Below are 12,532 nucleotides of genomic sequence, written 5' to 3' on the forward strand. Positions count from 1 at the left end.
GTCAGTTGGACAGGGTCCCGGCGGGCTCGCGGTCCGCGGCCGGCTCTCCGGCGGCGGCGGCCGGGGCGGGCGTGCGCGGCAGTACCGCGTACAGCACGGCGGAGGTCACGATGCCGGCCACCCAGCCGAGGCCGTTCTCCCCGATCCAGGTGGCGGACAGCGGCCCGCTGAACCAGTCCACCGAGGTGAAGAGCAGGCCGACCGCCAGGGCGAGTGCCCACGCGGTCATCGCCTGCCAGGCGAAACCGCCCTTGTACCAGTAGGCGCTGGTCCGCGTGGTGTCCAGCAGGGCGGCGCCGTCGTAGGTCTCCCGGCGCAGCATGTCCACGCCGAAGACGCCGATCCAGGCGGAGAACGCCACGGCCAGCAGGGTCAGGAAGGAGATGAACGAGCCGAAGAAGCTCGTCGCGACCACCATCAGCAGGAAACCGAAGACCAGGCTGATGACGGCGTTGACGCTGACGGCCCAGGCGCGCGGGACCTTGATGCCGAGGGTCTGCGCGGTGAACCCGGCCGAGTACATCGACATCGAGTTGATCAGCAGCATCCCGACGAGCGCGACGAGCAGGTACGGGACCGCGATCCAGATCGGCAGCAGCTCGCCGATGAACGAGACCGGGTCCTGCGCGGTGGCCAGGTCCGGCGTGCCGACGGCCATGACCGCGCCCATCAGCACCATGGGCAGGACGACCACGCCGGCGCCGCCGATGGTGGCACCGACCACGCCCCTGGACGAGGCCGTGCGCGGCAGGTAGCGGGTGAAGTCCGGCCCGGACGGGACCCAGCTGATGCCGCCGGCCGCGATGGTGCCGATGCCCGCGATCATCATCGCGGTGGAGCCGGCCGGCTTGCCGAAGACGGCGGACCAGTCGGTCGTGGCGACCAGGTAGCCGAGCACGAGCACGCTGAAGGTGCCGAAGAGGTACGTGGACCACTGGGAGCAGACGCGCAGCGCGTTGATGCCCAGGCCGGAGACCACGAAGGTGCAGCCCACGAAGAAGAGCAGGGTGACCACGATCAGGGCGGTGCTGCTCTTGACGCCGAAGAGCAGGTCCAGAACGGTCAGCACGGCGTAGGCGCCGCTGACGGCGTTGATGGTCTCCCAGCCCCAGCGGGCCACCCAGATCAGCGCCCCCGGGAAGAGGTTGCCGCGCTGTCCGAACACCGCCCTCGACAGGGCCATGCCCGGGGCGCCGCCGCGCCGGCCGGCGATGGAGATCACCCCGACGATCCCGTACGAGACGACCGGCGCGGCCACCGCGACGACGAGCACCTGCCAGATGTTGAGCTTGTTGAAGATCACCAGGCCGGCGCCCATGGTGAGCAGCAGCACGCTGATGTTGGCGGCGACCCACGTCGGCACGAGCTCACGGACCCGGCCGGTGCGCTCGCCGTCCGGGACGGGCTCCAGCCCGCGGGTCTCGATCGCGGTCTCTATCGCACCGTCGGCGGGCTCGGCAGGCATGCGGTACTCCGGTGGGGGAGATGGGGCGGGGAGTCGCCCATCATCGTAGATGTGCCGCTAAGACCACAAATAGAGGATTCGGTCCTGGTGCGGCGCTCCCGGGTCCCGGGTCCGGGGCGCCCGTGGCCGATACTGGGGACGTTATGGAAATCCTCATCCTTGCTGTAGTCATCGCCCTGGTCGCGGTCGGCATGATCAGCGGGCTCGTGGTCAGCAGCCGCAAGAAGAAGCAGCTGCCGCCCTCGGCACCGTCGAGCACGCCGACCATCACTGCCCCGCCCGCCGAACCGCAGGTGGGGGAGGACGCCGCACCGACGGCGCAAGAGCCGCGCCGCACGATCGAGGAGGTCACCCTCCCCGACACCGCGGCCGCCACCGACTCCCCGGTCGCCGTCGAGGACCCCGTCGTCGAGGCGCCGGCCGCACCCGAGATCGAGGTGCCCGAGCCCACCGCCGGCCGCCTGATCCGGCTGCGCGCCCGCCTCGCCCGGTCGCAGAACTCGCTGGGCAAGGGGCTGCTCACGCTGCTCTCCCGCGAGCACCTCGACGAGGACACCTGGGAGGAGATCGAGGAGACCCTCCTCATCGCCGACGTGGGTGTCGTGCCCACCCAGGAACTGGTCGACCGGCTCCGCGCACGGGTCAAGGTGCTCGGCACCCGCACCCCCGCGGACCTGCGCACCCTGCTGAAGGAGGAGCTGCTGACCCTGGTCGGCACCGACTTCGACCGCGCCGTGAAGACCGAGAGCGGCGTGGACACCCCCGCCGTCGTGATGGTCGTCGGCGTGAACGGCACCGGCAAGACCACCACCACCGGCAAGCTCGCCCGCGTCCTGGTGGCCGACGGCCGCAGCGTCGTGCTCGGCGCCGCCGACACCTTCCGCGCCGCCGCCGCCGACCAGCTCCAGACCTGGGGCGACCGGGTCGGGGCGCGTACCGTGCGCGGACCCGAGGGCGGCGACCCCGCGTCGATCGCCTTCGACGCGGTCAAGGAGGGCATCGCCGAGGGCGCCGACGTGGTGCTCATCGACACCGCCGGCCGCCTGCACACCAAGACCGGCCTCATGGACGAGCTCGGCAAGGTCAAGCGCGTCGTGGAGAAGCACGGCCCGCTGGACGAGATCCTGCTCGTCCTGGACGCCACCACCGGGCAGAACGGCCTCACCCAGGCCCGTGTCTTCGCCGAGGTCGTGGACATCACCGGCATCGTGCTGACCAAGCTCGACGGCACCGCCAAGGGCGGCATCGTCGTCGCCGTCCAGCGCGAGCTGGGCGTCCCGGTCAAGCTCGTCGGCCTCGGCGAGGGCCCGGACGACCTGGCCCCGTTCGAGCCGGAGGCGTTCGTGGACGCCCTGATCGGCGACTGAGCGCGGTCCCCTCGCGCACGCGTCCTCTCCCGTACGTGACGGTGCCCCGTGATCCGGCCGGATCACGGGGCACCGTCACGTACGGGGGCCCACGGCACTAGCCGCGCGAGCGGTGGCAGATGTACGCCAGGGTGCCGAGCAGCAGCCGGGCCTGCGGCGGGTCCCCGGCGGAGTCGAGCGACGGCGGCCGGAGCCAGCCGACCGGCCCGAGCCCGCCCCGGTCGGAGGGCGGGGCCGTGACGAAGGCCCCCTGGCCCAGCGCCCGCAGGTCGAGGTCCGCGTCGTCCCAGCCCATCCGGTACAGCAGCTGCGGCAGCCCCGCGGCGGCCCCCGGGGCCACGAAGAACTGCGCCCGGCCGTCCGGGGTCGCGGTGACCGGGCCGAGCGGCAGGCCCATCCGCTCCAGCCGGACCAGCGCGCGCCGGCCGGCCTCCTCGGAGACCTCGATGACGTCGAAACAACGGCCCACCGGGAGGAGCACCGCCGCGCCCGGGTAGTCGCCCCAGGTCTCCGAGACCCCGTCGAGGGTGGCCCCGGCCGGGACCACGGGGGCCAGGGCCAGGGGGTGCGCCCCGGGCGCCGCGCACCGCGCGTCGCCGCAGGAGCAGTCCCGGCCGGGGGCGGCGGCGCGGGCGCCGGGGACCGCGTCCCAGCCCCACAGCCCGGTGTACTCCGCCACCGCCGTGCACTCCGCGGTCCGGCCGCGCCGCCGGGCGCCGGAACGGAATTCCCTGGTGCTTCGGCTGCCGCCGATCGTGAAGCCCATGCCCATGCCCCCTCCAACGGGTCGGACGCGCCGGTGGTTACGACGTCGGCGGGACCTGCCGTCGGAGGTCCGCCGCGGGATGCCCTCCGGTGCCGCCCGGCGCACTCCTCGCCGCGCGCGCCCCTGGCGCACTCCAGTCCAACCGATCCGTTCCGCCTCGGTGTCAAGTGAATCGCGCCTGGCAGGTGGCGAGTTCATTCGAAGGGGTGGCGAATGGTGGCGTTTCCACGGTCGACCTCGCGGGAGGGGTGATCGTAGGATTACTTTTTGTGCACGAGACCCGAAGGCGGGGCCCACGTGGGTATGCCGGAGGCAATGTGTGAAGGACTTGTGAAGGCCCCCTGCGGCATCCGCCGCCCCGGCCAGGGTTTCGTGTGGAAGATGCGTGAGTGGATGGGGGCGTTCCAGTGAGCGGCAACGGCGCAAGCGGAACGAACGAGGAGTCTGCTGCGCGCAACGAACAGCTCAGCTCGTGGTTCGTCCGCAGCGGCTGGTCCAAAGGCGAACTCGCCCGCCAGGTCAACCGCCGGGCCCGCCAGATGGGCGCCCACCACATCAGCACCGACACCTCCCGTGTGCGCCGCTGGCTCGACGGCGAACAGCCCCGCGAACCCGTCCCGCGCATCCTGTCCGAGCTGTTCTCCGAGCGGTTCGGCTCCGTCGTCGCCATCGAGCAGCTCGGACTGCGCACCGCCCACCAGACCCCCTCCGTCTCCGGCGTCGACCTGCCGTGGGCCGGCCCGCAGACCGTCGAACTGCTCGGTGAGTTCTCCCGCAGCGACCTGATGCTGGCCCGCCGCGGCTTCCTCGGGACCTCCCTCGCCCTGTCCGCCGGACCCGCCCTCATCGAGCCCATGCAGCGCTGGCTCGTCCCCGTGGCGCCCGCCGAACCCGGGCAGCGCGAGGCGGGCCCCTCGGGCTCCACCGGCGGCCCCCGGGCGCCCCGGCTCTCCGAGCCCGAGCTCGACCTGCTCGACGCGACCACCGTGATGTTCCGCCAGTGGGACGCCCAGTGCGGCGGCGGCCTGCGCCGCAAGGCCGTCGTCGGCCAGCTCCACGAGGTCACCGACCTGCTCCAGGAGAACCACCCGGCCCCGGTCATGAAGCGGCTCTTCAAGGTCGCCGCCGAACTCGCCGAACTCGCCGGCTGGATGAGCTACGACATCGGCCTGCACCCCACCGCGCAGAAGTACTTCGTCCTCGCGCTGCACGCCGCGAAGGAGGGCGGGGACAAGCCCCTCGGCTCGTACATCCTCTCCGGCATGAGCCGCCAGATGATCCACCTCGGGCGCCCCGAGGACGCGCTGGAACTCATCCACCTCGCCCAGTACGGCAGCCGCGACTGCGCCGGCCCCCGCACCCAGGCCATGCTGTATGCGATGGAGGCCCGCGCCTACGCCAACATGGGGCAGCCGAGCCGCTGCAAGCGGGCCGTGCGGATGGCCGAGGACACCTTCTCCGACGCCGGCTTCGGCGACGAGCCCGAGCCCGACTGGATCCGCTTCTTCTCCGAGGCCGAGCTGAACGGCGAGAACTCCCACTCGTACCGCGATCTGGCCTACGTCGCCGGGCGCAGCCCCACGTACGCCTCCCTCGCCGAGCCCGTCATGGCGCGGGCCGTCGAGCTCTTCGGGAAGGACGACGAGCACCAGCGCTCCTACGCCCTCAACCTCGTCGGCATGGCCACCGTCCACCTGCTCCAGCGCGAGCCGGAGCAGGCCGCCGTCCTCGTCGGCCGGGCCCTCGACGTGGCGGGAAAGGTGCGGTCCGAGCGGGTTAACACGCGCCTGCGCAAGACCGTCGACGCCGCCGCCCGTGAATACGGCGACGTCGCCGACATCGTCCGGCTCACCGACCACCTCGCCTCCCGGCTCCCCGAGGCCGCGGAGGCCGTCTGACGGCCTCCGCGGCCGCCCCCAAGGCCCCGGCCGCGGCAGTTCACCCCGTGAAGCCCGATCAGGCTCCCCCAGCCAGGACGTCCGGGTACTGCCGCGGCCGGTCTCGTTTTCCGCCCGAACCGGCGTTCATCACGTCGTAACACTCCGGACGCCTTCGTCATCGGCGTGAAACACCCAGCGGCGCCGCCGGAAACCGGCCTGCGTGAATCTCAGGGCAATAACCGGCCAGCCCCCACCAGGCCGGAGCCCTTAACGCCGCTCAGGTTTTCACGATCGCCCGCACGCGAACGTACCGACGACGAGGAGACGCCGATGGCATCAGCCATCACGACCCTCGCGGCAGACGCCCCGACGCTGTCTGCCGCGAACACCGGGTTCATGCTCATCTGCTCCGCCCTGGTCATGCTGATGACCCCGGGACTCGCCTTCTTCTACGGAGGCATGGTCCGCGTCAAGAGCAGTCTCAACATGCTGATGATGAGCTTCATCAGCCTCGGGATCGTCACGATCCTCTGGGTCCTCTACGGCTTCAGCCTCGCCTTCGGCACCGACTCGGGCTCCCTGATCGGCTGGAACTCCGACTACGTGGGCCTCAGCGGCATCGGCATCACCGAGCTGTGGGACGGCTACACCATCCCGGTCTACGTCTTCGCCGTCTTCCAGCTGATGTTCGCCGTCATCACCCCCGCCCTGATCAGCGGCGCCCTCGCCGACCGGGTCAAGTTCAGCGCGTGGGCCCTGTTCACGGCCCTGTGGGTCACGGTCGTCTACTTCCCCGTCGCCCACTGGGTGTGGGGCGCCGGAGGCTGGCTCTTCGAGCTCGGCGTCATCGACTTCGCCGGCGGCACCGCCGTCCACATCAACGCCGGCGCCGCGGCCCTCGGCGTGATCCTGGTCATCGGCAAGCGCGTCGGCTTCAAGAGGGACCCGATGCGCCCGCACAGCCTCCCGCTCGTGATGCTCGGCGCCGGCCTCCTGTGGTTCGGCTGGTTCGGCTTCAACGCGGGCTCCTGGCTCGGCAACGACGACGGCGTCGGCGCGGTCATGTTCGTCAACACCCAGGTCGCCACCGCCGCCGCCATGCTCGCCTGGCTCGCCTACGAGAAGCTGCGCCACGGCTCCTTCACCACGCTCGGCGCCGCCTCCGGCGCGGTCGCCGGACTCGTCGCCATCACCCCCTCCGGCGGCGCGGTCAGCCCGCTCGGCGCGATCGCCGTCGGCGCCATCGCCGGTGTGCTGTGCGCCATGGCGGTCGGCCTCAAGTACAAGTTCGGCTACGACGACTCCCTCGACGTGGTCGGCGTCCACCTCGTCGGCGGTGTCGCCGGCTCCCTGCTGGTGGGCCTCTTCGCCACCGGCGGCGTCCAGTCCGACGTGGCCGGCCTCTTCTACGGCGGCGGACTGGAACAGCTCGGCAAGCAGGCCATCGGCGTCTTCGCCGTCCTCGCCTACTCTCTCGTGGTGTCCGCGGTCCTCGCCTTCCTCCTCGACAAGACGATCGGGATGCGGGTCACCGAGGACGTCGAGGTCGCCGGCATCGACCAGGTCGAGCACGCCGAGACCGCCTACGACTTCAGCGGAGCCGGCGGCGGCGCAGCCTCGCGCAACACCGCCGCCCCCGCCCCCGCCGCGAGCAAGAAGGTTGACGCATGAAGCTGATCACCGCGATCGTCAAGCCGCACAAGCTGGACGAGATCAAGGAGGCCCTCCAGGCCTTCGGAGTCCAGGGGCTCACGGTCACCGAGGCCAGCGGCTACGGCCGCCAGCGCGGCCACACCGAGGTCTACCGCGGCGCCGAGTACCAGGTCGACCTCGTACCCAAGATCCGCATCGAGGTGCTCGTCGACGACGCGGAGGCCGAGGAGCTGATCCGGGTCATCGTGAGCGCCGCCCAGACCGGCAAGATCGGCGACGGCAAGGTGTGGAGCGTCCCCGTGGACTCGGTCGTACGGGTCCGCACCGGCGAGCGCGGCGCTGACGCGCTCTAGGTGACGGGAGCTCCCGGGTGACGAGCGTCGAAGAGACAACGGACCACACGGCCGACTCGGGACCCGGCGGATACGCCGCGGCCCGGCTGCGACTCCTCCAGGAGGAGTCGCGGTCCGGGCCGTCACGGCGTTCCGCCCTGGCCGGGCTGACCGACGACTGGCTGAACGGCCTGTTCAAGACCGCCGTACGGGAGACGGGCGTCCGGGGCGCCGCCCTGGTGGCCGTCGGCGGCTACGGGCGCGGGGAGCTCTCCCCGCGCAGCGACCTCGACCTCGTGCTGCTGCACGACGGCAAGGCCGAGCCGCGGGCGCTGAGCGCGCTGGCCGACCGGATCTGGTACCCCGTGTGGGACCTCGGCCTCGCCCTCGACCACTCGGTACGGACCCCGGGGGAGGCCCGCAAGACCGCCGCCGAGGACCTGAAGGCACACCTGGGACTGCTCGACGCGCGGCCCGTCGCCGGTGACGCCGGGCTGCTGGCCGGCCTACGGACCTCGGTCCTGGCCGACTGGCGCAACCAGGCCGCCAAGCGGCTCCCGCAGCTGCACGCGCTCTGCCGGGAGCGGGCCGAACGCTCCGGGGAGCTCCGCTTCCTGCTCGAACCCGACCTCAAGGAGGCCCGCGGCGGCCTCCGGGACGTCACCGCGCTGCGGGCGGTGGCCGCGTCCTGGCTGGCCGACGCCCCGCGCGAGGGACTCGGCGAAGCGCGGCGCCGCCTGCTCGACGCCCGCGACGCCCTGCACCTGGTGACCGGCCGGGCCACCGACCGGCTCTCCCTCCAGGAACAGGACCAGGTCGCGGGGCGCCTCGGCCTCCTCGACGCGGACGCGCTGCTGCGCGAGGTGTACGAGGCCGCGCGCGTGGTCTCGTACGCCGGTGACGTGACCTGGCGCGAGGTAGGCCGGGTGCTGCGGGCCCGCGCGGCCAAGCCCCGGCTGCGCGGCCTGCTCGGCGCCCGCGGCCCGGCCGCCACCGAGCGGGCGCCGCTCGCGGAGGGCGTGGTAGAGGCCGACGGCGAGGCCGTACTGGCCCTGGCGGCCCGGCCCGAGCGGGACCCGGTGCTGCCGCTGCGGTTCGCCGCGGCCGCCGCGCAGGCGGGCCTGCCCGTCTCCCTGCACTCCGTACGCCGGCTCGCGGCGCAGGCCAAGCCGCTGCCCGTGCCGTGGCCCGCCGAGGCCCGGGAACAGCTGCTGACGCTGCTGGGCGCGGGGGAGCCGATGGTCGGCGTCTGGGAGGCCATGGAGGCGGAGGGGCTGATCACCCGGCTGCTGCCCGACTGGGAACGGGTCCGCTGCCGCCCGCAGCGCAACCCCGTCCACACCTGGACCGTCGACCGCCACCTGATCGAGACGGCCGTGCGCGCCTCGGCGCTCACCCGCCGCGTCGGCCGCCCCGACCTGCTGCTGACGGCCGCCCTGCTCCACGACATCGGCAAGGGCTGGCCCGGGGACCACTCGGTGGCCGGCGAGACCATCGCCCGCGACGTCGCCGCCCGCGTCGGCTTCGCGGCCGAGGACGTCGCCGTGCTCGGGACGGTCGTACGCCACCACCTGCTGCTGATCGACACCGCGACCCGGCGCGACCTGGACGACCCGGCGACCGTCCGCGCGGTCGCCCAGGCCGTGGGGTCCACCTCCACGCTGGAGATACTGCACGCCCTCACCGAGGCGGACGCCCTCGCCACCGGGCCCGCCGCGTGGAGCACCTGGCGGGGATCGCTGGTCGCCGACCTCGTCGCCCGGGTCGCCGCCGTACTGCGGGGCGCCACCCCCGCCGTACGGGAGCTGGAGATCCCCACGACGGAGCAGGAACGCCTCGCGATCGAGGCCCTGCGCACCGGGGAACCCGTGCTCGCCCTGCACGCCCGCCGGGAGGAGGACGACGCGGTCGGCGTGGAGCTGGTCGTCGCGGTCCCGGACCAGCCCGGGGTGCTCCCCGCGGTGGCCGGGGTCCTGGCCCTGCACCGGCTCACCGTACGGGCGGCCGAACTGCGCTCCCTGGAGCTGCCCGGCCGGCTGGGGGAGGTCCTCGTCCTGCGCTGGCGGGTCGCGGCGGAGTACGGCTCGCTGCCCGAGTCCGCCCGGCTGCGCACCGACCTGGTCCGGGCCCTGGACGGCTCGCTGGACGTCCCGGCGAAGCTCGCCGACCGCGAGGCGGCCTACCCGCGGCGGCGCGGGGTCGTCCCCCCGCCGCCCCGGGTCACCGTGGTCCCGGACGTCTCCTCCCTGGCCACGGTCCTGGAGGTGCGCGCCCCCGACGCGGTCGGGCTGCTGCACCGCATCGGACGCGCCCTGGAGGCGGCGGGCGTCCGGGTCCGCAGCGCCCACGTCTCGACACCGGGCGCCGACGCGGTGGACACCGTGTACGTGGTCGACGGCGACGGCAAGCCCCTGCCCGCCGCGGGAGCGGCGGCCCTGGCCCGTTCGGTGCAGGCCGCGCTGGCCTGACCGCCGCGCTCCGGCCTCCCGTTCCCCGCGGTCCGCCCGGGGGAACGGGAGGCCGGAGCGGGGGAATGCGGCCCGAAGGGCCGGGCCGGCGGCGCGGCCCGATACCCTGGGGGACGACCACACCGCCCCCGACCCGAGGAATCGCGACCACCGTGTTCGATACGCTCTCCGACCGCTTGGCGAATACCTTCAAGGGCCTGCGCGGCAAAGGCCGGCTGTCCGAGGCTGACATCGACGCCGCGGCCCGGGAAATCCGTATCGCGCTCCTCGAGGCCGACGTCGCCCTCCCCGTCGTCCGCTCCTTCATCGCGAACGTCAAGGAACGCGCGCGCGGCGAAGAGGTCAGCAAGGCCCTGAACCCGGGCCAACAGGTCCTCAAGATCGTCAACGACGAGCTCGTGACGATCCTCGGCGGCGAGACCCGGCGGCTGCGGTTCGCCAAGACCGCCCCCACCGTGATCATGCTGGCCGGCCTCCAGGGCGCCGGTAAGACCACCCTCGCCGGAAAGCTCGGCCTGTGGCTGAAGGGGCAGGGCCACTCCCCGCTCCTCGTGGCGTGTGACCTCCAGCGCCCCAACGCCGTCAACCAGCTCTCGGTCGTGGCCGAGCGCGCGGGCGTCGCCGTCTACGCGCCCGAGCCGGGCAACGGCGTCGGAGACCCGGTCGCGGTCGCCAAGGACTCCATCGAGTACGCGCGCACGAAGCAGTTCGACATCGTCATCGTCGACACCGCCGGCCGGCTCGGCATCGACGCCGAACTGATGCGCCAGGCCGCCGACATCCGTGACGCGGTCAGCCCCGACGAGATCCTCTTCGTCGTCGACGCGATGATCGGACAGGACGCGGTCAACACCGCGGAGTCCTTCCGCGACGGCGTCGGCTTCGACGGCGTCGTGCTCTCCAAGCTCGACGGCGACGCCCGCGGCGGCGCCGCGCTCTCCATCGCGCACGTCACCGGCAAGCAGATCATGTTTGCCTCGAACGGCGAGAAGCTCGACGAGTTCGACGCCTTCCACCCGGACCGCATGGCGGGCCGGATCCTCGACATGGGTGACATGCTCACCCTCATCGAGCAGGCCGAGAAGACCTTCTCGCAGGCCGAGGCCGAGAAGATGGCGGCCAAGCTCGCCAAGGGCCCCAAGGAGTTCACGCTCGACGACTTCCTGGCCCAGATGGAGCAGGTCCGCAAGATGGGCTCCATCTCCAAGCTGCTCGGCATGCTCCCGGGCATGGGCCAGATCAAGGACCAGATCAACAACATCGACGAGCGCGACGTGGACCGCACCGCCGCGATCATCAAGTCGATGACCCCGGCCGAGCGCCAGGATCCGACGATCATCAACGGCTCGCGCCGCGCCCGCATCGCCAAGGGCTCCGGTACCGAGGTCAGCGCCGTCAAGTCGCTCGTCGAACGCTTCTTCGACGCCCGCAAGATGATGTCCCGCATGGCGCAGGGCGGCGGCATGCCGGGGATGCCGGGCATCCCCGGCATGGGCGGCGGCCCCGGTCGGCAGAAGAAGCAGATCAAGCAGGCCAAGGGCAAGCGCAAGAGCGGCAACCCGATGAAGCGCAGGGAAGAGGAGGCCGCCGCGGCGGCCCGCCGCGAGCAGGGACCGCAGGCGATCGAGCCCGCGGCCGCCGGCAACCCCTTCGGCCTCCCCGAGGGCGGCCAGGGCGGCGGGGACTTCGACCTTCCCGACGAGTTCAAGAAGTTCATGAAGTAGCGGACGCGCCGCGGTCGTCCCGACCGCCCGCACGAGGGCCCCGCCCGGGAGGTTTCCGGGCGGGGCCCTTCTGTGCGGACGGCCGTCGCGCCGCCCGGGTCACGCCGTCCGGCCGGTCACGTCACCCGGGCGATCACGTACCGGAAGATGTTCGGCAGCCAGACGGCGCCGTCGGTCCGCTCGTACGGGTGAAGGGCCTCCGTCAGCTCCTTCTCCGCCAGCGAGGAGTCGGCCATCCCGCAGGGCGCGGCGCTCTCCCCGGCCTCCCCGTCGTCCGCGACGGGGTACAGCCCCGTGGACAGCAGCCCGCGCACCGCGCTGTCCACGTCCGCGTACCCGAAGGGGCAGAACACCCGCCCCGACCCGTCCGGCCGCAGCCCGGCCCGCTCCACCAGCGCGTCCAGGTCGCGGGGCGCCGGACCGCCGCCCAGGACCGACGGCACCGTGCAGCGTTCCGCCGGGCCCCAGTCGGCCAGCACCACCGCCCCGCCCCGCCGGACGGCCGGCAGGGCCGCGGCCAGGGCCGCCGGGTCCGGGGAGAACGCCAGCAGGGCGTCGTACGGGCAGGCCGGGGCCGGCGGGTCCTCCAGCACCTCCAGCAGCCGTTCGCGCGCCAGGGCCCGCCGGGCCGGATCCGCCTCCACGCCCGTGGCCGCGGCTCCCCGTCCCGCCGCCAGCAGCAGGGGAAGCCCCGCCCCGCAGTCGAGGTCCAGCAGCCGGTCGCCCGGCCCGACCTCCAGCCGGTCGTAGACCGCCTCGTACAGCGGTACCAGCATCCGTTCCTGGATCTCCGCCCAGTCTCGGGCGGAGAGCGTCGCCGTCGGCGTCGGTGTCATCGAAAGAGCGCTCCTGATTCCATGTCGCCCCCCTGCCCCCG

General features: G+C 73.0%; 9 protein-coding genes. 6 read left to right on the forward strand and 3 right to left on the reverse strand.

Going from position 1 to position 12,532, the window contains the following annotated elements:
* Window position 1: 1 nt before the first annotated feature.
* Window positions 2–1,465, reverse strand: a complete 1,464-nt coding sequence (locus ABT106_RS00190) for a cytosine permease (RefSeq protein WP_351270004.1) — start codon at window positions 1,463–1,465, stop codon at window positions 2–4.
* Between the two features lie 143 nt (window positions 1,466–1,608).
* Here ABT106_RS00190 and ftsY point away from each other — a divergent pair, with 143 nt between their 5' ends.
* Window positions 1,609–2,832, forward strand: a complete 1,224-nt coding sequence (gene ftsY / locus ABT106_RS00195) for a signal recognition particle-docking protein FtsY (RefSeq protein ID WP_351270007.1) — start codon at window positions 1,609–1,611, stop codon at window positions 2,830–2,832.
* Between the two features lie 97 nt (window positions 2,833–2,929).
* On the opposite strand, the gene ABT106_RS00200 is transcribed toward ftsY, so the two are convergent.
* Complete coding sequence (locus tag ABT106_RS00200) at window positions 2,930–3,598, reverse strand: bifunctional DNA primase/polymerase (RefSeq protein WP_351270009.1); 669 nt, start codon at window positions 3,596–3,598, stop codon at window positions 2,930–2,932.
* A 407-nt stretch (window positions 3,599–4,005) separates the two neighbouring features.
* Between ABT106_RS00200 and nsdA the strand changes: the two genes are divergently transcribed.
* From nsdA to ffh, 5 genes are all read left to right on the forward strand, one after another.
* Window positions 4,006–5,496: a transcriptional repressor NsdA gene (gene nsdA / locus ABT106_RS00205; protein ID WP_351270012.1), complete on the forward strand. Its 1,491-nt coding sequence runs from the start codon at window positions 4,006–4,008 to the stop codon at window positions 5,494–5,496.
* 312 nt (window positions 5,497–5,808) lie between these two features.
* Window positions 5,809–7,149, forward strand: a complete 1,341-nt coding sequence (locus tag ABT106_RS00210; RefSeq protein ID WP_351270015.1) for an ammonium transporter — start codon at window positions 5,809–5,811, stop codon at window positions 7,147–7,149.
* Entirely contained in the window at window positions 7,146–7,484 is a 339-nt protein-coding gene (locus ABT106_RS00215) for a P-II family nitrogen regulator (RefSeq protein ID WP_267717597.1), read from the forward strand. Before ABT106_RS00210 ends, ABT106_RS00215 begins: the two co-directional genes overlap by 4 nt.
* Before the next feature lie 17 nt (window positions 7,485–7,501).
* On the forward strand, window positions 7,502–9,931 hold the full coding sequence (locus ABT106_RS00220) for a [protein-PII] uridylyltransferase (RefSeq protein ID WP_351270018.1): 2,430 nt from the start codon (window positions 7,502–7,504) through the stop codon (window positions 9,929–9,931).
* A 152-nt stretch (window positions 9,932–10,083) separates the two neighbouring features.
* A complete protein-coding gene (gene ffh, locus ABT106_RS00225) occupies window positions 10,084–11,655 on the forward strand; it encodes a signal recognition particle protein (protein ID WP_351270021.1) in 1,572 nt (523 codons plus the stop codon).
* Between the two features lie 116 nt (window positions 11,656–11,771).
* On the opposite strand, the gene ABT106_RS00230 is transcribed toward ffh, so the two are convergent.
* Window positions 11,772–12,491: a class I SAM-dependent methyltransferase gene (locus ABT106_RS00230; protein WP_351270023.1), complete on the reverse strand. Its 720-nt coding sequence runs from the start codon at window positions 12,489–12,491 to the stop codon at window positions 11,772–11,774.
* Between the last annotated feature and the right edge of the window lie 41 nt (window positions 12,492–12,532).

It is taken from the genome of Streptomyces sp. NPDC002044, assembly GCF_040296725.1.
GTDB classification, from domain to species: domain Bacteria; phylum Actinomycetota; class Actinomycetes; order Streptomycetales; family Streptomycetaceae; genus Streptomyces; species Streptomyces antarcticus.